At 42.7% G+C, this 21,920-nt stretch carries 19 protein-coding genes and 1 tRNA gene; 12 read left to right on the top strand and 8 right to left on the bottom strand.

The window, feature by feature from the left end; translation table 11 throughout:
* Positions 1–8: 8 nt before the first annotated feature.
* From MF4642_RS05425 to MF4642_RS05410, 4 genes are all read left to right on the top strand, one after another.
* A complete protein-coding gene (locus tag MF4642_RS05425) occupies positions 9–1,007 on the top strand; it encodes an alkaline phosphatase (RefSeq protein WP_078425548.1) in 999 nt (332 codons plus the stop codon).
* 35 nt (positions 1,008–1,042) lie between these two features.
* Positions 1,043–4,306, top strand: a complete 3,264-nt coding sequence (locus MF4642_RS05420; protein ID WP_078425547.1) for a DUF1156 domain-containing protein — start codon at positions 1,043–1,045, stop codon at positions 4,304–4,306.
* Positions 4,307–4,407: 101 nt separating this feature from the next.
* Positions 4,408–4,809: a hypothetical protein gene (locus tag MF4642_RS05415; RefSeq protein WP_202971247.1), complete on the top strand. Its 402-nt coding sequence runs from the start codon at positions 4,408–4,410 to the stop codon at positions 4,807–4,809.
* Positions 4,810–4,820: 11 nt separating this feature from the next.
* The gene (locus MF4642_RS05410) at positions 4,821–7,544 is read left to right on the top strand and encodes a DEAD/DEAH box helicase (RefSeq protein ID WP_078425545.1); all 2,724 of its coding nucleotides are present in this window, start codon (positions 4,821–4,823) and stop codon (positions 7,542–7,544) included.
* Between the two features lie 41 nt (positions 7,545–7,585).
* Here MF4642_RS05410 and MF4642_RS05405 read toward each other — a convergent pair whose 3' ends face one another.
* On the bottom strand, positions 7,586–8,782 hold the full coding sequence (locus MF4642_RS05405) for a tyrosine-type recombinase/integrase (RefSeq protein WP_078425573.1): 1,197 nt from the start codon (positions 8,780–8,782) through the stop codon (positions 7,586–7,588).
* Positions 8,783–8,965: 183 nt separating this feature from the next.
* Positions 8,966–9,056, bottom strand: a tRNA-Ser gene (locus MF4642_RS05400).
* A 119-nt stretch (positions 9,057–9,175) separates the two neighbouring features.
* Between MF4642_RS05400 and MF4642_RS05395 the strand changes: the two genes are divergently transcribed.
* On the top strand, positions 9,176–11,056 hold the full coding sequence (locus MF4642_RS05395) for a potassium transporter Kup (RefSeq protein WP_078425544.1): 1,881 nt from the start codon (positions 9,176–9,178) through the stop codon (positions 11,054–11,056).
* 60 nt (positions 11,057–11,116) lie between these two features.
* Here the strand turns inward: MF4642_RS05395 and MF4642_RS05390 are convergent, their stop codons facing one another.
* A complete protein-coding gene (locus MF4642_RS05390; protein ID WP_078425543.1) occupies positions 11,117–11,689 on the bottom strand; it encodes a hypothetical protein in 573 nt (190 codons plus the stop codon).
* 257 nt (positions 11,690–11,946) lie between these two features.
* Here MF4642_RS05390 and MF4642_RS05385 point away from each other — a divergent pair, with 257 nt between their 5' ends.
* The gene (locus MF4642_RS05385) at positions 11,947–13,035 is read left to right on the top strand and encodes a DNA/RNA non-specific endonuclease (protein WP_078425572.1); all 1,089 of its coding nucleotides are present in this window, start codon (positions 11,947–11,949) and stop codon (positions 13,033–13,035) included.
* A 76-nt stretch (positions 13,036–13,111) separates the two neighbouring features.
* Positions 13,112–13,357 carry a hypothetical protein gene (locus MF4642_RS05380; RefSeq protein WP_004691578.1) on the top strand — a complete coding sequence of 82 codons (246 nt, stop codon included), beginning with the start codon at positions 13,112–13,114 and terminating at the stop codon, positions 13,355–13,357.
* A gap of 82 nt (positions 13,358–13,439) precedes the next feature.
* On the opposite strand, the gene aqpZ is transcribed toward MF4642_RS05380, so the two are convergent.
* Complete coding sequence (aqpZ, locus tag MF4642_RS05375; RefSeq protein ID WP_078425542.1) at positions 13,440–14,126, bottom strand: aquaporin Z; 687 nt, start codon at positions 14,124–14,126, stop codon at positions 13,440–13,442.
* 131 nt (positions 14,127–14,257) lie between these two features.
* Positions 14,258–15,259 carry an AraC family transcriptional regulator gene (locus tag MF4642_RS05370; RefSeq protein WP_078425541.1) on the bottom strand — a complete coding sequence of 334 codons (1,002 nt, stop codon included), beginning with the start codon at positions 15,257–15,259 and terminating at the stop codon, positions 14,258–14,260.
* A 110-nt stretch (positions 15,260–15,369) separates the two neighbouring features.
* On the opposite strand from MF4642_RS05370, the gene MF4642_RS05365 reads away from it, so the two are divergent.
* Positions 15,370–16,008: a hypothetical protein gene (locus MF4642_RS05365; protein ID WP_005401394.1), complete on the top strand. Its 639-nt coding sequence runs from the start codon at positions 15,370–15,372 to the stop codon at positions 16,006–16,008.
* A gap of 337 nt (positions 16,009–16,345) precedes the next feature.
* Here MF4642_RS05365 and MF4642_RS05360 read toward each other — a convergent pair whose 3' ends face one another.
* Together MF4642_RS05360 and hisF are read right to left on the bottom strand one after the other, a co-directional pair.
* Complete coding sequence (locus tag MF4642_RS05360; protein WP_227518519.1) at positions 16,346–16,741, bottom strand: hypothetical protein; 396 nt, start codon at positions 16,739–16,741, stop codon at positions 16,346–16,348.
* A 141-nt stretch (positions 16,742–16,882) separates the two neighbouring features.
* The gene (gene hisF / locus MF4642_RS05355) at positions 16,883–17,644 is read right to left on the bottom strand and encodes an imidazole glycerol phosphate synthase subunit HisF (RefSeq protein WP_319823138.1); all 762 of its coding nucleotides are present in this window, start codon (positions 17,642–17,644) and stop codon (positions 16,883–16,885) included.
* A gap of 110 nt (positions 17,645–17,754) precedes the next feature.
* On the opposite strand from hisF, the gene MF4642_RS05350 reads away from it, so the two are divergent.
* The 3 genes from MF4642_RS05350 to MF4642_RS05340 are packed head-to-tail and all read left to right on the top strand — an operon-like array spanning position 17,755 to position 19,769.
* Positions 17,755–18,705 carry a homoserine kinase gene (locus tag MF4642_RS05350; protein WP_078425539.1) on the top strand — a complete coding sequence of 317 codons (951 nt, stop codon included), beginning with the start codon at positions 17,755–17,757 and terminating at the stop codon, positions 18,703–18,705.
* Between the two features lie 13 nt (positions 18,706–18,718).
* Positions 18,719–19,348 carry a DUF1294 domain-containing protein gene (locus MF4642_RS05345; protein WP_078425538.1) on the top strand — a complete coding sequence of 210 codons (630 nt, stop codon included), beginning with the start codon at positions 18,719–18,721 and terminating at the stop codon, positions 19,346–19,348.
* A gap of 28 nt (positions 19,349–19,376) precedes the next feature.
* On the top strand, positions 19,377–19,769 hold the full coding sequence (locus MF4642_RS05340) for a DUF4870 family protein (RefSeq protein WP_005401390.1): 393 nt from the start codon (positions 19,377–19,379) through the stop codon (positions 19,767–19,769).
* A 331-nt stretch (positions 19,770–20,100) separates the two neighbouring features.
* Here the strand turns inward: MF4642_RS05340 and MF4642_RS05335 are convergent, their stop codons facing one another.
* Positions 20,101–20,460, bottom strand: a complete 360-nt coding sequence (locus MF4642_RS05335) for a hypothetical protein (protein WP_078425537.1) — start codon at positions 20,458–20,460, stop codon at positions 20,101–20,103.
* 129 nt (positions 20,461–20,589) lie between these two features.
* Between MF4642_RS05335 and MF4642_RS05330 the strand changes: the two genes are divergently transcribed.
* The gene (locus MF4642_RS05330) at positions 20,590–21,891 is read left to right on the top strand and encodes an APC family permease (RefSeq protein ID WP_413772800.1); all 1,302 of its coding nucleotides are present in this window, start codon (positions 20,590–20,592) and stop codon (positions 21,889–21,891) included.
* Positions 21,892–21,920 lie beyond the last annotated feature (29 nt).

The following is a 21,920-nucleotide window of genomic DNA, read 5'->3' as shown; positions in this document are numbered from 1 at the left end:
AAACGCATATGGATAAGTCACTGATCGCTGATATACACAGACTACCAGCACAGGAAGCATGGCCGAAAATCTTTTCTGCCCTTTGGTCCTTGTTTGCTGAGCCAATCCGAAAAGATCTGGCAGATGCAAAAACGACCGAACGAGACAGAGCCATTAAACCTCTAGATGATGTATTGGCTGGTAGTGCTTGGGATTTGTGGTCGAGTTTCGAGAATGCTTCGCCAAGAACTGTGGATGCACTGAAAGCGTTCTGGCAACGCCAAACAACACCGAAAGCTATCCTGATACTTGATGCACTGTCACTTCGTGAAGCACCTTGGATACTGGAAGGAGCACAGCAACGTGGATATACCATTCATAGCGCATGTACAACAGCCTCAGAACTGCCAGGTGATACCACACCATTTGCACGAGCACTAGGCTTTGGTCAACGTACCAAATTGCAGAACAATCAAGGTCAAAGTGCAGATTTTGTGGATGCTTTTACCGAATCTACAGATCTGCCCTGGGTTGATTGTGCGACATTGATAAAAGCGGACCCGAATATTATTTTCTGGCATCACTGGCCGGATGATCGTATGCATCACCTTGCTGAACAAGGTGCAGGTTATCGGGTATTGGCGAAAGAAGCCGCCGAGGTGTTAACTGGTGATGAGTTCTGGACTTTTGTAGATAAACTGGCTACTGGTCGTCGCTTAGTAATTACAGCAGACCATGGATATTCAAATCCTGCATTGTTTCCCGATGTATACCCGGAAGACCAGAAAACTTATTTGAAAAATCAGTTCAAATCAGGTCGTAATAATGAAGTAAAAGACGCAGAAACAGAGCAGCATTGGGTACCACCTCTGTCACAGGTGCTGACGACACAACATGGCAATTGGAATATCGTTCTAGGTCGGAAGAAATGGCGTAGCCAGGGCGGTTACCCAAGTTTAGCCCATGGTGGCTTGAGTCTGTTAGAAGTGGCCGTACCTTTTATTGAACTATCGAAACCAAACAGCTAATTGTGAGCACATATTGCTCATTGGATAAAATTTTTATGGCATTTAAAACAAAAGCCCAACTGACTGAAGTTCTGGTAGCTGAAGCTGTCGGCGCGGGTAAAAAAGCTTATCTAGAGTCTGTCGACTTTTCTGACCCTAATCGCTCATTAACCTGTCTTGAGGTTGATTTTCCTATTTTGCCGATCAATCAGATTGCACAAATTGAAGGGAATGCAGGGAAGCCTATTTATCAAATGAGCAAGTGGTGGGCACGTCGTCGATCAAGTGTATTCCGCTCTATGTTGATTGCTGCAGCAACCAAAGCACCAGATGATCCATCTGAAGCTGCAAAATTGGTATGGGATAACTATTATGCTAATCACCAAAATAACGAAGCGTTTAGGAAACTCAAAGTAGCTGACATCTTTATGGGTGGAGGTACTACTCTGGTGGAAGGTGCGCGTCTGGGTATGCAGATGACGGGTAATGATTTGAACCCGGTAGCTTGGTTGGTTGTGAAGAATGAATTAGCTGATGTAGATCTAGATGAGGTCAACAAGCTATTTGATCACATTGAGCGAGAAGTCAAGCCGCAAATCATGCCATTTTATGCTTGCGAAGGCCCTGATGGCGAAAAAGGCAAATGGACACAGCGTTCTACTGGCAAAGTCATGGGCGATGATTTTGATCCGCTGGCTCTGACACCCGAAGAACGCAAAGACTTCGATTACGAAGGCCCGGAAGTCATTTATACCTTCTGGGCTAAACATGGTCCCTGTGCTGCTCCCGGATGCGGTCACCGCACGCCATTGATGACCTCCCCAGTTGTGGCAGTCAAATCTCTCTCAGTTAAAGCCTGGCAAGATGTCGAATGCCAGCACTGCGGATCGAGTTTTGATCTTGAGCGACAAGAAGCTCGCATGGCTCCCGATGTTCCGCTGGTTGTGAGCGAGTCTGAAGCCCCATACGCCATTATGGATAACGCTGGAAACTACCAATGCCCTCATTGCCAGCACCAGATTCGTGATGAAGCTGCGGCGCTAAAAGGCGAATCCTCGCGCCTACTCAAGAAGATGAGTAAAAACAAAAAGGTTGATTTCACTCTGTTAGTACATCCTGATTGGCTTAAGGGATTAAGTGGTAGCGACGAATTCGGTGATTTTGGTGGTTCGGTCAATAGTGATTCTGAATCTACATCCCGGTGGAATAAGACCAGTCAGAAACAGCTAAAACTTTACGAGGTAAGAGGTAAGCTTCCGGGCGAAATTCAATGCCCCTACACGGGGCAGTTAATATCTACAACGGCGGGGACGATTCCTAAGCGATCTACGTTTACTTGCCAAGAGGATACCTGCGGTAAGCAACAAAATGTCATGGAGGCTATTCGCGAAACGGGTGAATCTAGTCCTGCTATGTTTTATGCGCTTCAGTGTCATTCTCCGCTCCGAGGTGAAAGTGGAGCTTCTTATAATGGACGTTATTTCAAGCCAGTAACTGCTTATGATGTCGCCGCATATAATGCTGCTATGAATGAGTGGGAAAACCGTTCGGAAAATGATTTAAAAGAATATTTCCCAAAAAGTGAATTGCCATTTGGATTTATGACTCATATGGCGAATGGTGATCTTCAGAAGAATTATGGATATGTAAAATGGGCTGATATGTTCAATCATCGCCAATTGCTTATTCTTTCAATTATTCTGAAGGAAATTGATCAGGCATATGGTTATTCAGATACATCAAAAGAAATAGTTTTGGGTGCTTTTCAGCAATATCTTCGAAATCAAAATATGTTTTGCTTTTGGGATATAAGCAGGGATTGCATGGCACCGATGATGAGTAACAGCAACTATCATCCCAAAATGAATGTTGTTGAAAATTGCGTTTTTCCAGTTCTGGGAAGAGGAAACTGGAGCTCTTGTCGAGACAATACATTAAGAGGCCTTGAGTGGGCGAAATCCCCATGGGAAATCGTCTCTAACGAGATGTTAACTAATATGTCCGCCGACATTGGTAAATTGGTGAGCGGTAAAAGCTCAAAGGCCATGCCAAACGATCCTGTGTTGCCGGGTACCTTAGTGACCTGCGGCTCATCGACGGAATTAAAACAGTATGCCGATCAGTCTTATGATCTCGTCATTACCGATCCACCATTTGGTGGCCTTCTGCACTATGCGGAGTTGGCGGATTTCTTCTATGTGTGGCTGCGTCTGTTATTGAAGGATAAGTATCCGGAGATCTATGCTGGAGAATATACCCCAAAAACACTGGAGGCAGTGTCGAACAAGGCACGTCATCCTGATGATCCTGATGCCTTTTACAAACGCCTGCTAACCGAATGTTGGCGTGAAGCAAATCGTTTGCTTAAACCAGGTGGTATCTTAGCCTTTACCTTCCATCACAGCGAGGATGAGCCTTGGGTGGATGTGTTAGAAAGCTTGTTCGATGCAGGATATTATCTTGAAGCAACTTATCCGATCCGCAGCGATGAAACTAAGGGTAAAGGTGAGTTTGGTTCCAAGACGATTGAATACGACATTATCCATGTATGCCGTAAGCGTACAGAAGCTCCTAGTAAAATAAGTTGGGCGCGGTTGCGTCGAAAAATCTTAGCAGATGTAAAACAACTTCAAGATTTATTAGAACATCATCAAACTGGTGGATTGCCAATAGCAGATATTCAAGTAATTAAGCGAGGTAAAGCACTTGAATATTTTTCGCGACACTATGGTCAAGTCTATGTTGAAGAAGGACGCGAGTTTACTGTTAATGAGGCCTTAGTAGGTATTAACCAAATTCTTGATGATCAATCGGAATCAGAATCGGGTGGTACACCCGTTGTATGTGAACCAAATACCCGGCAATTTTTACGTATCTTTTCTCGTCAAGCATCAGTGGAACGGGATCAGATGCAAAAATTTCTTCGAGGTAGTGGTATAGCACCATCAACGTTTGTCGCTTTTGGATGGGCGACTGAAACAACCCGCCCGAAAGCTTTTCACTGGCGTTCTCCTCTTGAATTTGCTCAAGAGCGTATGATCAATAAACGAAATTTAAGCCGAGATTTTGATCAAGCTATGTTGTTGGTTGGTGCCTGCTATCCAGAAAGTGGCATTAACACGAAGAAAATTCTAAATGAAAACTTTAAGCCTCACCCAGCATTAGGACATTTGTTGGATTGGCTTGTACATAATGGTGCAGACGGTACTATGCGTACGGCTACAATAACAGCACGTCAACTTTATACCCGCTGGGAGGCGGAGCATCAGTCTGTAGTACAGCAGCAGATATCCTTGTTTGATATGGAAGGTGAAGTATGAGTGGTGTGCTGACCGACGAAAAATGGAAACGACGTGGGATCTCTGTGCTGTGGTGCGGCAAAACTCTGGCTGAGCTGAATGCAGCCAGCCAGGTTATAAGCTTGCGCCAATTTATTGGCTTTTATGAAGCAGGTTGGCCAGATGATATGCCCCTGCTGAATGATGATGGCTTGTATGTTGCAGGGCTGGATGTGGCTGTGGATGCTTTATCGCCGGAAGATGCACTTGAATGGTTGGAATCTGAGATTTATGAAATGATTTATGACTTCCAGAACCATGCCGATGCTGCATTGATTTTCTGGATGCCTGATCAAGGTCGTTGGAAGGAAGATGTTACAACCAGTACCTACCACTGGTATCTAGCCGGTAAATATGATGCTCAGGTATTCCCACTAGGGCAATGTATCTGGAATGGTGCACAGAAGGATGTACGTCGAATTGAATCTGCTTCTAGTGGCAGGAGTAGCGAATGGCTGGGTTTATACCTTGAGCGGATTAGCTAACAGGAGTAAACATGAATTTTCAACCTGGTGAACGCGTCAGCCATTATGAATTCGGTCAAGGTGTTGTTATCTCCTCTGCTGGCGGTTACGCTCGTGTGTTCTTTCCTCAAGGTGAACGGCAAGTACCTGTCAGCACTTTGGTGGCTGCACTTAGCCATAATGAGCGGGTGGTGGCAAATATTGGTAGTTGCCTTGACAGTGTCACAAAGGCGTGGCTTTCTTGGAAAGCGCACGAATTACCACTTCAGGATTCTGCAAGCTCACTGACCTCCGCCAAGATTGATTTGCTGCCTCACCAGGTGGTATTAACTCATCGTATTGCTTGTGCGAGTCCACGGCGTTTTCTGATCGCAGACGAAGTGGGATTGGGTAAAACCATTGAAACTGCTTTGGTATTGAGAGAATTGGCCAGCCGTGGAGAATTGAACAGGGCACTAATGGTGGTACCTGCTGGTCTAGTAAACAATTGGCACCGTGAATTAAATGAAGTATTTAACCTGAATTTTGAAGTATTTGGTCGTGAAGGTGATGTTAGTGACCGACATAGCAATGCATTTGCTAAACACAACTTATTGATCGCCAGTATTGATACTTTAAAACGCCCTGCCAGAATCAAAAAGATACTCGAAGCACCTCGATGGGATTTAATCGTCTTTGACGAGGCCCATCACTGTACAGCCTATAAGCAAGGCGGTAAAACGCGAAAGACTCAGAATTATAAGCTTGCTGAGGCGTTGCGTGACCACAGTAGAGACATGATTTTACTCTCTGCTACACCACACCAAGGTGACCACTTTCGGTTTTGGAAACTGATCGACCTACTTGATCCTACCCTGTTTTCCAGTGAAACTGAGATGGTAGAAGAGCGTCATCGCCTGAATCCAATCATTTTTCGACGTACTAAGGCCGATGCCTGTAAAGCGGATGGCTCTACTTTATTTGCTCGGCGTTGGGTGCATACAGAAGCTTTTTCTATGTCGGACAAAGAGCGTGACTTTTATAATGCTTTGAATGAATACTTGCGTGATGGCTTTGCGTTGGCGAAGAAGCAAGGTGGCAAAGGTACGGCACTAGGTTTTGTAATGACGATTTTCCAGAAAATTGCCGCATCTAGTTTTGCAGCAGTGCATCGGACTCTCAGACGAAGACTTTTAGCATTAACTGTACATGAAGGCTTAATGCATGATGAAAATCTAGATATCGACGCTAGAGATTTTGCATTTAATGAGGCCAAAGAGCAAATCCGCATTGAGTTTGATTTAGGCCATGATCGGCTTTCAGAACTTGAGATTGACCGAATTCTGAATGACATCAAGCGTCGTCTCATCAAAAAAATTAATGAAGAGCAGTTAGCCACAGCATCCGATACCTTTGCTGACGAGCTTGAGACCGCTGCCGCTGAAAATGCTGCGATGGAAGCTGTTGCATACGCGCTGCCAGAAGAACGATCCCGCATTAAAGAGTTACTAAGCTTATTCCCTGCCACACGAGAAACTAAAGTAGATAAGCTTATTGGTGCTTTAGGTGTACTTTGGCAGCAAAATCCGGAAGAGCGTATCGTAATTTTCGCCACATATCTGGGCACTGTTGAAATGCTGGGCGAGCAGATTGAAAGGGCTTATCCAGGGCAAGGTGTAGTTGTTTTAAAAGGTGGTGATCATGGCAGTAAGCTTGCTGCTGAAAGACGCTTTAAACAAGCGAATGGCCCAAGGATCATGATTTGTACCGCAGCAGGCAGGGAAGGTATTAACCTACAACATGCCAGAGTGTTATTTAACTTCGATTTGCCATGGAATCCAATGGATATGGAACAGCGGATCGGGCGTATTCACCGTTATGGTCAGAGAGACACCGCCCAGGTTTATAATCTGGTACTGGGTGACACTATTGAAGGTCGCATCTTCCTACTTTTAGATGAAAAACTAGAAGAAATTGCCAAAGCACTTGGTAAAGTGGATGAGAAAGGTCAGATAGAAGAAGACCTTCGATCTCAGATTCTCGGTCAGCTATCAGAGCAGGTGAACTATCAGCAGCTTTACTCGCAGGCACTTCAAGATCCTGAACTGAAGCGTACTCGTCTGGAACTTGAGGCCGCCATGGATAATGCAAAACATGCAAAAGATGCGGTATTTGAGCTGTTTCAGGATTTGGAAAGCTTTAGTTTGGCTGACTACGCACCATTATCCGATAATAAAGATTCTATAGATGACCTGATCCAATTTATGCAGAAAGCATTCCCATACGAAGGGGAGACCATTGAGGTTCGAGGACAAAAACGATTTGCCTTGGTGAAAGATGGTCTTGATCAGATTCTGTTTACCACGGATCGTGAAGAGGCGACTAAGTCAGAAAAGCTGCATCTTATTGGTTTGGATCATCCAGTTATTTCAGAACAGCTCGAAAAATACCGGAATTTTGATCCTGAGTACTTGAGCTTTTACTCAAGTGAGCTAAATCATGGTGAATCAGTTTCTATTTGGGAAGTACGGGCTGCCAATGATAAAGGGCATAATGTCCACTCAATCATGAAGCTGGCTGTTGATGGTGATGGTAATCGCTTGCCTCATTTAGAAAAGCAAATAGATGCTATTTTTAAAGCAAGCAGCAACAATAGAGAAACGTTGCTGGATTTGCATAAGATCGAGGCGGTTCTGGAGCGTGAGCTTCATCACAGAAACATCGTTAAGTCTGAGCAGTCATACTCAGCCAAGCTAATTGGCTTGGCATGTGGGTAATCTAGTCGCGAAAAAGGAATTATTTTTGAAAAAAATTTCAATTAAGCATGTTTATGTTTAGGAAACGGGATAATCCTCTCCCTCAAACTATCAATAAAATCAGCCCATTCCTGCATCATCTTTGTTCGATATTCTAAATGCTGCGCATGGTTATAGGCTTGAGATACAGCGTTACCTACAGTGTGTGCTAATTGTATTTCAATTGCATCATGCATATAGCCTTGCTCATGTAAGGTTGTAGAAGCAAGCCCACGAAAGCCATGTCCAGTCATTTTACCTGTATAGCCCATCGTGCGAATTGCACTTAAAAGAGCATTGTTACTTAGAGGCTTTGCAGTACTATGATTATAAAAAACAAATTGTTTATTGCCTGTAAGGGGCTTTAGGTCTTCTATAAGTTTAATAGCTTGCTGCGATAAAGGAACAATATGGGGTAGAGCCATTTTCATTTTATAAGCTGGGATGCGCCACAACTTACTTTCAAAATCAATTTCATCCCATTCCATGTTTATGAGTTCAGCAGTTCTCACAAATGTTAAGGTCATGAACTGTAATGCTGTTTTGACTAATATGTTGCCGTGATAATGATCCATGCGTTCTAAGAAAGGGGGAAATTCAGAAATATCTAAGCGAGCCATATGCTTCACTTTACGAGGTTTGAGAACTTTCTGAAGGTGAGGAGTAGGGTCGTTCTCGATCAGACCTTTACCAATTGCAAAACGAAAAATACGTCCAGCTAAAGGTATGGATCTTTTAGCCATCTCTTGAGCACCACGCGCTTCAATTTGTTTAGCACAAGCAAGGACATCTTTACCTTTAATCTGATCAATAGGCATATCTCCTAATGCTGGAAAAAGATCTTTTTCAAATACAGACAAGTCGCGTAAATATGTACCTTCTTTAATAACGGGCTTTCGATCCTCCATCCATTCCATAGCTAGGGATTTGAAGAGAGTACTTTCATCTAATTGTTGTAATCGTTCATTTTTTTTAGCATTCGGGTCAATATTATTGTAAAGCTGAATACGTGCTTCATCTCGTGCACGGCGAGCTTGGGCAAGTGTGATTTCTGGATAGCTACCAATGGTTAGGGTGCTTTCACGGCCATTAAATCTATATTTTAAACGCCAGAACCTTCCACCTGAAGGTGTAACCTCCAGATATAGTCCTTTTTCGTCAGAATAGCGCTTTTTTTTATCAAGTGGCTTTATTTTTCTAACTTGAGCATCAGTAAGCATTTTTAATGGTATCCGTGCAAATTGGGGGACGAAAAATAACTTAAAAAGTCTGTCCCCCAATTATCCCCCACGATATGGGGGATTGCAATGGATGTGCTAGGATTTAACAAAACAATAAAAAAGGCTTAAACCTATGTGGTTTAAGCCTTTCAGTACCCCGTTGGATGCTGCGGGAAGCTAATTTGGCGGTGAAAGAGGGATTCGAACCCTCGAAACGCTATAAACGTTTACACACTTTCCAGGCGTGCTCCTTCAGCCACTCGGACACTTCACCATGGCCGAGGATAATATCGAAAAACATAGCCATCGACAAGGTGAAACAATTGATTTAGAGAAAAACTTTTAGCGTGATGATATGATTCGCAAAAATACTGTCTAAATTGAAGACACCCTATGCAAAGTACTGCAAAAAAAGCCGCATTGCCCGCAATCACCTTAGCCGCCCTTGGGGTCGTGTTTGGAGACATTGGAACCAGTCCACTTTATGCACTGCGCCAATGTTTTTTAACAGCTCATCTAGCGATATCAGAAGCGTCAGTTTTAGGCATTTTGTCCCTCATTTTTTGGTGCATGATGCTAACGGTGAGTTTTAAATACGTTACGATTATTATGCGAGCAGACAATAACGGTGAGGGCGGAATTATGTCCTTACTGGCACTAAATCTGCGAACCACCTTAATTAGTGATAACAAGAAAATTTATCTTATTGCTCTGGGATTTATTGGTGCATCACTGTTTTTTGGTGATGGAATTATTACTCCTGCAATTTCGGTTCTTTCTGCAATAGAAGGTCTCAGTATTGCTACGCCTATTTTTAATCAGTGGTTAGAGCCCTTATCCATAGGAATTATCACTGGCTTATTTTTGGTACAGCGCCATGGGACAGGGACAATGGGGAAATTCTTTGGGCCATTAACCCTACTGTGGTTCTTAGCGATTGGTGCTTTAGGGCTGTGGAGTATTTTTCAGACCCCTCATGTATTATTGATGGTTAATCCGTACTGGGCATTGAGTTTTGTCTTTAATCAACCCTATGTGGCTTTTCTGACTATGGGTGCCGTGATTTTGACTATGACGGGCGGCGAAGCACTTTACGCTGATATGGGACATTTTGGTCGTCTTCCGATTCGTTTAGCTTGGTTTATTATTGTATTACCATGTTTGTTATTGAATTATGCAGGGCAAGGAGCATTGTTATTGCGTGACGCGGATGCACTCGCGAATCCTTTTTATATGCTTATTCCAGAATGGGCACTATTTCCAATGATTGGTTTGGCGACAGCAGCAGCAGTTATCGCATCTCAGGCGGTTATTACGGGCGTATTTTCTATGGTTAATCAAGCCATTCAATTACGTTATTTACCTCGTTTGGCAGTGCGACATACTTCAGAGGTAGAGCGCGGTCAGATTTATTTGCCATTTATTAATTGGGCGCTGTATATCTCTGTACTGATCTTAATTTTATTGTTTGAGAATAGTGAGAATTTGGCTAGTGCTTATGGGGTTGCTGTCACCATGACTATGTTGTGTGGCACTATTTTAATCTCTATTTTGGCCTATGGGTTGTGGCGTTGGCCAATGTGGAAAGTTGCATTATTCGCCGTGCCATTTTTGTTACTTGATACAGTTTTTGTTGCCTCGACTTCGCTTAAAATTTTATCAGGTGGATGGGTTCCAATTTTAATTGGTGCAGTGCTATATACTATTTTAATGACATGGAAAGATGGTCGTGCATTAGTGTTGAAGCGTCTTGAAAAGGATTCATTGCCAATAGACCTATTTATTAAAAGCATTAGTATGGGTGGTGAAACTAAGTTCGTTCCAGGTGATGCAGTCTTTTTGACTGGTACACCAAATATTGTGCCACACGCAATGCTTCACAATATTAAGCACAACAAAGTCCTGCATGAACGCAACATCATGGTAACGGTTATTACACGCGATATTCCTTTTGTTCCGTCACAAGAACGCAGTAGTGTTGAAAAATTGGATGTCCGTTTTTATCGTATTACTTTGTATTATGGTTTTAAAGATCAGCCAAATATTCCGCAAGCATTGGAAATGGCCTATGCTGAACTTGGTTTTGAATATGATCTAATGCAAATTAGTTTTTTCATCTCGCGTGAACGGATTATCAGTACTGTAGGGGATGGTATGGTGCCTTGGCGTGAAAAGCTCTTTATCTCAATGCAACGGAATACCAGTCCTGTGAGTGATTTTTATCAAATTCCAACCAATCGCGTGGTTGAGCTGGGTAGTCAGATCCAGATTTAAACTTCAATAAAAAAACCAGCATATATGCTGGTTTTTTTGGAGGATAAATCAGTTGAAGTCTTAGTTCATTAGATCATTTAAAGGTGCTTCAGGCATCGCTTGAGCAGGGGCATCTGGTGATGGCAGTGAATCAGGCTCAACCGCATTGACAGGTGCCTCTGCTGATGAATCTAATGGCGGTGCAGCAGCTGGGGCAGCATTCATGTCTGTATTTACCGTGGGTGCGACAGCATCATTTAATGCCGCTTCAGCTTGTTGTGCTGAGAGTTCTGCATTCGGTGCCAGTGGATGTTGCTCTGTTGGAGTCGCAGCGACTTGTTGTTGCACTGTGGTATCAGGTGCGGCCTGTTGAACAGGGGCTTCACTCTGTGGTACGGTTGGCATCACTGCTTGGTCATTGGGTGCACCTCGGCCCGCTGGACTGATAGGTGCAGCATTTGGATCAAGTAATTTAATTTGCCCTGAGCTTACGAGTTCTTGAATAGAACCTGGTTGACCATTAACAGTAGTCATGACTTTGGCTTGAGAGAGACTTTCTAAGGTGTCACCCGGTTGGATCGGTGGCTCCGCGAAGGCTGAAGCACTTATCACTGTGCCGATTAAACCAAGAGAAGCTAAAATCTTAGAATGCATAAGAACTCCGTAAATTGCATGTATTATTTCGTTGAATTCATTTTTACCTTGGCATATTTTTTGAAGCGACAGCAATCAAAGATACGCAATCGCATCACGTTGCCGTAGAAAAACTCTACAAAAAAGACATTTTGTTACATGCAAAATCATCTAAATATGGCGTTTTGTTTAATTGTTATGCGAATAGAACTCGAGCGATATACTTCGTATACGCTGATTGTTAAGCTCGTGAAAAACCGATGTTTATTGTAGTTGTTATGGCGAAGAAGAAAAGCAGTTCAGGTAAGTCAGTCTTTAACATGTTTAATCAAAATGGCCTGAAAGTGATTTTAGGATTGGTGGCAACGGGAAGTTTTGCGATTGCCTTTGGTCAAGAAAAAATTCAGCAATACGTGTCTTTAAGCCCAAGCTCAAATTCAGCCTGTTTAGAACAATTTTATCGGGAAATTCCGCCTTATTTACTCAAAGAAAGTTTAAGTAAACACAGCTATGCACTGTGCTTTAACGGTTTTAATGTGATGTATTCGGGCGTTTCGAAAACCCCCCTATGGGTTGCAGAGGCTCTGACGCCGCAGCGCCTGAGCCAAAAAATTCCACGTGAAGATAGTTTTCACGAAGAAAATAATGTTGCAACCGAACATCGAGCGACATTGTCGGACTACCGTGGTTCAGGCTATGACCGTGGACATATGGCACCGAATGCTGATATGCCCAACAAAGCCGCACAATTCGACAGTTTTTCTTTGGCCAATATGGTGCCACAGGCCCCTAAAAATAATCAGCAAGTGTGGCGTGAATTGGAAGAAGCCACACGGGCGCTTGTGACCAAGCAAAAGCTGGATGTTTTTGTGGTAACTGGGCCTATATTTCAGGGCAAAAAGCTCAAGACCATTGGTCAGGGAGTGATTGTTCCGAGTGCGGTTTATAAAGCGGTCTATATGCCAAAAACAGGTGCAATCGGCGCTTATTACGCACCGAATGATAATTCACAGCAGGTAAGAATTGTCAGTGTCTGCTATTTGGAAGAGCAGCTGGGTGTGAATTTATTTCCGCAACTGACAGAAGAGCAAAAACGTAATACTTATAAACTACCGTTGACAGCAACGGCGGTAAAAGCCAATAGTGCAATTCAATACTCACATTGGGATGCGGAAAGTCAGTGTGCAGAAGAGGTTTCATCCGAGCAGCTCAAAGCCTTACAAAAAAACTTTAAATCGGGCTCTACTCAGTCGAGTAGTGGTAGCACAGTCAAAACAGGCACGGGTATTGATGCGGCGGATCAAGATGCGATTGTGAAACAATTGGTCGACGCCTTATTGCAATATATTTTGCAGCTGTTACGTTAAAGTTCTATGCAGTTGGATGTATAGACCTTCGACTGCAGTGCCCAATGCCTGAAAAACAAACAAGAGTAAAAATAAAATGTTTAAACCTTTTGTACAAGGTAACGAGTCCCATGCCATTCATGATTTGACCCTTGAAAATGACACGGACTGCGTCAGTATTTATGGCAATTTACAACTCACCAAAGACCAAGCTGGTTTAGCTGCGGCCAAAGCATTGCAGGCGTATCTGAATGCCATTGTGCAACAGCTTGAAAGTGAAGCTCAGCTTCCTGAGAAAATTGAACATCCGCATTCGAGTGAAATTGACAATCCATTTTTATAACATAAGCCTATCTATGTTCCATGTGGAACAATAAGAAAAGCCCACAGATTGTGGGCTTTGTTATTAATGGATAGAGAAAAAATTAATCCTCTTTTTCTAAAATTTTATAAATAATAGCGCCGATAATGGCACCGACAATCGGAGCAACCCAGAACAACCAGAGTTGGCTTAATGCGCCTGTTTCAGCAAATATTGCAACACCTGTACTTCGTGCAGGGTTAACCGAGGTGTTGGTCACAGGAATACTGATCAGGTGAATCAAGGTTAGGGCTAAACCAATGGCAATCGGCGCGAAACCAGCAGGCGCACGTTTATCTGTGGCACCCATAATCACGATTAAGAACATTGCGGTCAGTACAATTTCAATCATTAAAGCGGAGATTAAGGAGTATTTTCCTGGTGACAGCTCGGCATAACCATTGGTCGCAAAGCCTCCTGTGCCGGTGAAACCAGCTTGGCCTTGGACAATCAGGTATAACACCCAAGCGGCTAAAACTGCACCGACCACTTGGGAGACCACATAAGGAATCAGATCTTTGGTATCAAAGCGTCCACCGACCCATAAGCCGACACTGACCGCAGGGTTAAAGTGCCCGCCAGAGATATGTCCAAGTGCAAAGGCACCCGTTAAAACGGTTAAACCAAAGGCAAGTGCAACGCCAAGAAAGCCGATGCCCAACTCGGGAAAAGCTGCTGCAAAAATGGCACTGCCACAGCCTCCGAAGACCAACCAAAACGTTCTGATGAATTCAGCAAGATATTTATTCATAATGCGCCTTTTGTAGTTATTGATGTTTTATTCGCATAGAACTTTATATCTAACGAGAAAATACTCGTTTTTCAATCAATTTAACAAAAAAAGCATGACATCCTGATGACGTGGATTAAACAGGTCAGATTTTAGTGAAAATGCTGAATACGCCACTGCTGAGGTGTGACTTGGGTCCAGTGTTTAAAGGCACGTTGAAAAGCACTTTGTTCAGAGTAACTCAGCAACAGTGCAATTTCCTGTAAGCTGAGGTGTGGATCTTTTAAGTATTGCTCCGCCAAAATACGTCGAACTTCTTGCATCCGCTGTTGGTAGGTCGTGCCTTGTTGTTGTAAGTAACGTTGCAGCTGTCGGACTGAAAAGTTCAGCTGCCGAGCAATATGTTCAATTTGATATTGGTTTTTTTGTAGCCCCGTTAAAATCGCATGCTGTAAGCGCTGGTCGATGTGAGTAGAGTTGGGAAGTTTTTCCAGTAAGGCTTCGGCCTGCTGTAAGAGCAGTTTTTGCAGGGTTTGATCACCTTGCTGAAAGGGCATGGATAATTCGCTGAGAGGAATCATCATCATCGGGCAGCTTTGGGAAAAGCGGACTTTACAATTAAAGTACTGCTCATACAGTGCCGTATTTTTCGGTGCAGGATGAGTAAAATGAACCTCGCTGAGCTGGATGTCATCATGGGCGACAAAGTGCTTCATAAACTGAATGATCAGCGCCATTGCCACTTCATTGCTGAGTTGTGTAGTGAGTTCAATCGGCATCTCCACCCAACCAAAGCATAGATTTTCACCTTCAATTGCAACATATAGTGAACTGCCATCATAAATGAGACGGTGAAAGTCATGATAACGAGTGAGCGCTTCGCCTAAATTTTCGCAGGACAGCGCAATATAGCCCAAAATGCCTAAATGCTTGGGCTGTACATACTTTGCAATCTCAAGTCCGAGCGCAGGGATGTGCAGATGGCTGTCAAGATCATTCAGTAACTCTAACCACAGGGCATAATCAAAACGTTCTAAGTTCTGTGCTTTTTCAAGCTGTTCAGAAATGGGGTAGTCCACGGCTTGGCAATAGGCATAGAGTAAATGCCCCAGTCCACCGTAGACAGAACCTGTGTAGTCTTTGAAATGTTGCATTTATTGGCTCTATTGTTCTTGTCGTAATTTGTCAATGAATTTGAATGCTAGGGTCAATATTTAGCATAGTTTCCACATTATATTCAATCTGAATATAGGAGGAATTTGCCATGTGGAAGGGTTTTGTCGCAGGACTAGTGGTTGCCAATGCGTTTGAGTGGGTTGCGCATAAATATATTTTGCATGGAACACACCGTGCTGGAAAGCCACGCTATAGCCCTGTGCCTGACAGCATGAAATCGCATTGGGAGCATCACAGAGAAGTGCGGAAAACCACATTTCATGATCATGGTTATGTTGAAGGTTGGAGCAATTGGCGTACCAAAAATGAAATCGTGTCACTCGCAGTCGTGGCGGGTGTATTTGGGACATTATTTTATCCTGTCTCCAAAGGCATGACTTTGTCTGTGTTGTACAGTGCAGGAAATTATTACTACATCCACCGCCGTGCGCACTTAGAGCCAGACTGGGCAATGCGTAAGATTCCTTGGCATTATGATCATCATATGAACTCCAATCAGGATGCCAACTGGTGTGTGACCAAGCCATGGTTTGATTATATTTTAGGAACGCGGGTCATTTCCTCATTGGATTTGCAAGAGCAAAATCCGTTGGGTATTGCTTTACCCCAAGTGGTGTCGGATAAGCTCACCCAGTGGGTCAATCAGGTCTTCCCTGCAAAATGGGTTAAGGCACCTGAAGCGATTCCACTGAACTCAGCGCAGACGACTGAAACGGTTGCAGGATAACTGAATGGGTATTTTGTCGTGATTTGTCAATAATATTGGTGTGTATTGTCAATATTTCGTCATTTGAACATTCTATAGTAAAGCTGTTGATGAGGTGAGATCATCTCATGAGCACTAGTACGTCATTTTTCATTTTCCAGTTTAACAAGACAATGTTGTAGTTATTCTAGGTTTATAGGGAGTCGCAAGACTCCCTTTTTTTATCTCAAAAATTGAGAGCATAATTGTGGTCAAGAGCCAGCGAGCATTCTAAGCTTTAACATCTACTGCATAATCGATAGTACTGTTCAACTCAGCGTTAGCTCAGCTGTGCCGAAGTACAGCGTAATTGAGTCTTTTAATTCGCCTGCTTTTTAAAGTCCGTTAAAATATAGCGATCCATTTCATCGGTATAGTCAGGGGAAAACTGAAAGCACACATGCTCGTTGATGTTTAAGGTTTTGAGATCAGGGAAGCTTTGTCTGGCACGTGGACTATTGCTAAATAAAAAAGCTTGTCGATCACTCTGAAAGTAAAACACTTTTTCAGTGCTGATGTTGTGCCGTCGGTAATGGGTGACCTCTGACCATTGTGTAAAAATACCACAAGCCCGAATTTGATCAGGTGCAATCAACGCTTTTTCATAATACTGTTTAAACTGATATTTGCAGAAGCTGATATAGCTAAACAGGCATAAACCAAGGAGTAACAGTACAGCCAGCATACCGAAAGGGCGGTCAGCATATTTCTTCATCAAAAGGATGAAAACAAAACAGATCAATAGACCACAAATAAATAAGATTAGCTCTAAGTGATACATTTTTTCTCATCTTTAAAATGATAAAAAAGAGTACTCGAAAGTACTCTTTTCATAGGTTTTACGGTTATGGTCTGTTTATAGACGCATTTCAATACCTTGCTCTGCAAGGTATTTTTTCGCTTCAGGAATGGTGTGTTGTCCAAAGTGGAAAATCGAAGCAGCCAGTACAGCGTCTGCGCCACCTTTTAAAATACCATCGGCCAAGTGTTGTAAGTTTCCGACACCGCCCGAAGCAATGGTTGGAATGGTGACACGGTCATTGATGTGACGCATCAGCTCAAGGTCATAACCTGCTTTGGTACCATCGGCATCCATCGAGGTAATGAGCAGTTCACCTGCACCAAAGTCAGCCATTTTCACGGACCATTCAATTGCATCAATACCCGTTGGTTTACGGCCACCATGGGTAAAAATTTCCCATTTATTCTCGCCCGTTTTTTTCGCGTCAATGGCAACCACAATACACTGTGCGCCAAAGCGTTGCGATGCTTCTTGTACAAATTCTGGGTTAAACACCGCTGCTGAGTTAATGCTGACTTTGTCCGCGCCAGCATTGAGTAAGAGACGAATGTCTTCAACTTTGCGAACGCCACCACCGACTGTTAAGGGAACAAAAACCGTTTCAGCCATACGTTCAACCGTACGATAAGTCGTGTCTCGACCATTCGAAGTTGCGGTAATGTCTAAGAAGGTAATTTCATCAGCACCTTGTTCGTTATATCGACGTGCTACTTCTACTGGGTCACCTGCATCACGAATATCAAGGAATTGAACACCTTTCACTACACGACCGTTGTCTACGTCGAGGCAAGGAATAATACGTTTAGCTAGCATAATTTTTTCCAAAAATAACAGCCGATTATGAAACTTCGCGACTTAGATGCTACACCTTAATAGTCGGAGCGGGTATTCTATCAAACTTATGTAAGTTTTTTTGCAGGTTTTATATGTCGGTTTATACCACTTTGACTTTACAGGAAGTTCAGGCGTTTGCAGCACCTTATGGACTTGAGGTAATCGATCTGATCCCAATTCAAGGCGGTATTCAAAATACGAACTATTTTATTGTATGTGAAAATGCTGTGCAGTATGTATTGACTGTATTTGAAGAAATGGATGAACAGGGCGCAGGCGAGTTGGTTCCTGTACTTGAGCATTTAGGTCAGGCTGGTTTAGCGGTTCCTGTACCTTTAAGTCATTCAGGTAAAGCCATTCATAGTTTAAAAGATAAACCCGCGCAAATTGCCCCATGCATGATGGGCAAGCACCCCATGCCTGCGACCCTTGAGCAAGCCGAGGCGATTGCGGTTGCACAAGCGCAAATCCATGTCGCACTGCAAGATTTTCCACTACAGCGTGCAGAATACCGTGACCATGATTACTGGCTCGCTGTAGCGTTACAGATGAAACCGACTTTAAGTGACGCGGATCAAGCACTGCTCAGTAAGTTGTTGGGCCTATATGACGCATTATCAGCGGTTTATCCGAATCGTCCTAAGGGCTTTATCCACTCGGATTTATTCCGTGACAATACTTTATTTGAGGGCAATCAGCTCAAAGGCATTTTAGACTTTTATGAACTGAATAAAGATGAGTTCTTGTTTGATATTGCGATTACGCTGAATGACTTCTGTACTGAATACCCAAGTGTGCATTTAAATGAAGACAAAGCCATCGCATTTTTAAATGCCTATGAAAGCATTCGTCCTTTGACTGCCGATGAAAAATCTTGCCTAGAGTTGTATCTCGCAATGGCCGCTGCACGTTTTTGGATGATGCGTTTACAAGTGGCACAAAAAAATGCAGAACAAGGTCGTACGGGGGATGACATTTTGCAGAAAAATCCTGCTGAAATGCGTAATATGGTGATTGACCGCTTAAAATTTGTAACTGCTTAAATAGGAAAGAAAAATGCGTGACCAAGGACGACTCGTTGAATGGTTCGATGAAAAAGGCTATGGCTTTATTCAGCCCAACGATGACAGCAAAGATCGCGTGTTTTTACATATCAAGGACTTTGCACGGCAAGGTCCTCGTCCTATTTTAGGCTGTGCGTTGGAATACAACGTGATTGTGGATGCGCAAGGGCGTTATCGTGCACAGCAAGTCAGTTATTTAAAAGCATCGCAAACCCAAAAGAGTCGTACCCCAAAAGTCTCCCCGAAAAAGACCGAACAGGGGCAACGCTGGAGTCCAATGCAAATTGCATCGGTGGCATACATCGTGTTTTTGGCGTTATTGGTACTCCTGGGGCGTTTGAGTGGATTGGTGCTGTTGTTTATTAGTGTGATGAATGCGGCCAGTTATTGGTTCTATGCGCAAGATAAAGAGGCTGCGCAAAATGGACAGCGCCGTGTACCTGAAAACACGTTGCATCTGCTTTCATTTTTGGGTGGTTGGCCTGCAGCATGGTTAGCGCAGCAAAAGCTACGACATAAAACACAAAAACAACCGTTTAGAAAGATCTACTTTTGTACAATTCTATTCAATATTCTTTTAATTTTATGGCTTATTTCTCCTTTCAATAGTTTGCCTATTTAAAGTTCAAGCCCACTTCATGAGGGACAATATGAATTATTCAGTCGATCAAGATCCGAATCGTAGTCTGACTTTTATTCTTTATATTTTGTATATCGTTGCGATTTTTTCCGCAGGGATTTTAGCCATCATTGCTTTAGTGATTAATTATGTGAAGCGTGGCTCTGTGCGTGGTTCCATTTTTGAGAGCCATTTTACTTGGCAGATTCGCACCTTTTGGTGGTATTTGATTTGGAACGTGATTGCCTTTGTGCCATTTATTTTCTTATTCTTTACGGGTGAAAATGCCACAGCTTTCGCAGGTGTTGCATTCGGTGCTTCGACCTTCTGTGTGGCCGTGATTGGGTTGTCGTGGGTGTGGATTGTGTATCGTGCCATTAAAGGCATTATTCGTTTAAATGACAATCAACCGATGTATCAATAACAAGTGGTGAGATTTAAAAAGGGCAGTGTGCCCTTTTTTTATGATTTTTTTATAACAAGGTTTATGCACCGAGATGAACCAAGCTGATGCAGCAGTGTCTCTGTTTTTGTGTAGGCTTTTAAAAAGCACCTTACTAAATTGAATTTCAATCTTTACTTTTTTATATTAATAAATTTACTTTTTTAATATTTATAACTTACATTTTTATTTATAAATAATTACTTTTTTAATAATTTTAATTTACATTTTTAATAAATTAACTTTACATTAATGTACAGTTATTTATATAAATATATATGGTGGTTATTATAAAAAATAGTCCTTTTTTTGACTAAGCGTAGAATCTACCGCGACGACGTTTTAGCCCCAAAACATGGATGGCGCGAACCAAAACTGCATAAGAAACAGAATAGCCAAAGTGTTGTTCAAAAAGTGTAACTAAATCGCTAATATTCTGAAATTTTGTATTTTTAACAAAGGCTTGAAATTCATTCCAATCCTTAATATGGCTGGGTGCTCCACGGCTGTTGGCTACTTTTGGAGACAAGCCACCTGTTTCTTCTTCGAGCTTAATCCATGCGTCTAAGGTCACACGAGAGATGTTGAACTCCTTGCAAACTGCAACCTTATAATCCGTGAGTTTATAGCGTTGAATCGCTGCTTTTCGAGTTTCTAAATCGTACTTTGGCATTTAATTCAATATTTTTAAAATAGCGAAGCTGTTATTATATGGCATAGTTGTTGCAAAAACCAAAATCACTAGATTAAAAAATGAAAGATGGTGATTTCGGTGAAAAATGCAGATTTTTCTGTAAAGAAAATGTCACTATGGCAAGTGGTCATTATTGGTGTGGCCTATATGACCCCGATGGTAGTGTTTGATACCTTTGGGATTGTGTCTGGGATCACCGATGGGCGTGTGCCATTGGCTTATATTTTGGCGTTGGTTGCAATGTTACTGACCGCATTTAGTTATGCACGTTTTAGCCGAATCAGTGGTGACTCAGGTTCTGCCTATAACTACACGGCACAGTCGTGTGGAGCCAAAGCAGGCTTTTTTGTCGGTTGGTGTTCACTGCTAGATTATATTTTGTTGCCCTTGGTGAATGCCTTACTGGCAAGTATTTACTTAGAAGCTGTGATCCCGAGTGTACCTTATTGGGTCTGGGTAGTTCTATTCACGGGTTTGGTTACGCTGATTAACTGTTTCCGAATCAATATTTTGGCAAATTTAAGTCAGTTGTTTGTACTTTTACCCTTACTGCTGATGGTCTTATTTATCTATCTAGTCATTCAAGGCGTGGGTTCTGAACAAGGCTATGATCATGTACTGACTTTAGCCCCGCTATTTAATGGAGACAGTTCTGTTTTGCCTTTGATTGCGGGTGCATCGATTTTATGTTTTTCATTTTTGGGTTTTGATGCGGTCACGACCATGTCCCATGAAACCAAAGATCCGCAAAAGAATATTCCACGTGCCGTGCTGCTTACCACGTTGCTCGGGGGCGGGATTTTTATTAGTGCCTCATGGTTTATCCAGCTGTATTTTCCAAGCAATGTGCGTTTTAACAACCCTGACGAAGCCTTACCTGAAATTGTCCTCTATGTGGGGGGAGCACTTTTCCAAGCCGTATTTTTATGTGCCCAAATCATGAATACCTTCGCTTCAGGTTTAGCCACCCATGCCAGCGCTTCACGCTTAATTCATATTATGGCGAAGGATGGCATTTTCTCCAAAGCAACCTTTGGGCAGCTCCATGCAAAATTAGGTACGCCACTTTATGCCGTCTTAAGTATTGGCCTGATTTCGCTATCGGCCATTTTTCTAGATCTTGCGACTGTGGTCAGCATGATTAGCTTCGGTGCTTTGATTGCCTTTACTGCGGTGAATTTCTCGGTTTTTGTGAAGTTCTATCTGTTGGAAAAACAAACCCAAGGCATTAAAAACAAATGCCTCAATTTGATTCTTCCCTTGTTATCTGTATTGGTGATGCTTTGCCTCTGGGTCAATTTAGAACGAAATGCATTGATTTTTGGTTGCTCTTGGTTGGCGATAGGCATTGGTCTATTTATTTATAAGAAATTGAAAAGACAAAACATTGTGATTGGAAATGCATATTAAAACCTGCATGAAAATGAGATAGATATTGA

Origin of the sequence: Acinetobacter sp. MF4642, assembly GCF_002018925.1 — a bacterium.
Classification (GTDB): Bacteria; Pseudomonadota; Gammaproteobacteria; order Pseudomonadales; family Moraxellaceae; genus Acinetobacter; species Acinetobacter johnsonii.
The sequence above is the reverse complement of the archived record's forward strand: the minus strand, read 5'-3'. Positions and strand labels throughout refer to the sequence as shown.

Coding starts and splice junctions, on each gene's coding strand:
- MF4642_RS05425 (WP_078425548.1), top strand. CDS start 9: ATGGATAAGTCACTGATCGCTGATATACACAGACTACCAGCACAGGAA.
- MF4642_RS05420 (WP_078425547.1), top strand. CDS start 1,043: ATGGCATTTAAAACAAAAGCCCAACTGACTGAAGTTCTGGTAGCTGAA.
- MF4642_RS05410 (WP_078425545.1), top strand. CDS start 4,821: ATGAATTTTCAACCTGGTGAACGCGTCAGCCATTATGAATTCGGTCAA.
- MF4642_RS05405 (WP_078425573.1), bottom strand. CDS start 8,782: ATGCTTACTGATGCTCAAGTTAGAAAAATAAAGCCACTTGATAAAAAA.
- MF4642_RS05395 (WP_078425544.1), top strand. CDS start 9,176: ATGCAAAGTACTGCAAAAAAAGCCGCATTGCCCGCAATCACCTTAGCC.
- MF4642_RS05390 (WP_078425543.1), bottom strand. CDS start 11,689: ATGCATTCTAAGATTTTAGCTTCTCTTGGTTTAATCGGCACAGTGATA.
- MF4642_RS05385 (WP_078425572.1), top strand. CDS start 11,947: ATGGCGAAGAAGAAAAGCAGTTCAGGTAAGTCAGTCTTTAACATGTTT.
- MF4642_RS05380 (WP_004691578.1), top strand. CDS start 13,112: ATGTTTAAACCTTTTGTACAAGGTAACGAGTCCCATGCCATTCATGAT.
- aqpZ (WP_078425542.1), bottom strand. CDS start 14,126: ATGAATAAATATCTTGCTGAATTCATCAGAACGTTTTGGTTGGTCTTC.
- MF4642_RS05370 (WP_078425541.1), bottom strand. CDS start 15,259: ATGCAACATTTCAAAGACTACACAGGTTCTGTCTACGGTGGACTGGGG.
- MF4642_RS05365 (WP_005401394.1), top strand. CDS start 15,370: ATGTGGAAGGGTTTTGTCGCAGGACTAGTGGTTGCCAATGCGTTTGAG.
- MF4642_RS05360 (WP_227518519.1), bottom strand. CDS start 16,741: ATGAAGAAATATGCTGACCGCCCTTTCGGTATGCTGGCTGTACTGTTA.
- MF4642_RS05350 (WP_078425539.1), top strand. CDS start 17,755: ATGTCGGTTTATACCACTTTGACTTTACAGGAAGTTCAGGCGTTTGCA.
- MF4642_RS05345 (WP_078425538.1), top strand. CDS start 18,719: ATGCGTGACCAAGGACGACTCGTTGAATGGTTCGATGAAAAAGGCTAT.
- MF4642_RS05340 (WP_005401390.1), top strand. CDS start 19,377: ATGAATTATTCAGTCGATCAAGATCCGAATCGTAGTCTGACTTTTATT.
- MF4642_RS05335 (WP_078425537.1), bottom strand. CDS start 20,460: ATGCCAAAGTACGATTTAGAAACTCGAAAAGCAGCGATTCAACGCTAT.
- MF4642_RS05330 (WP_413772800.1), top strand. CDS start 20,590: ATGTCACTATGGCAAGTGGTCATTATTGGTGTGGCCTATATGACCCCG.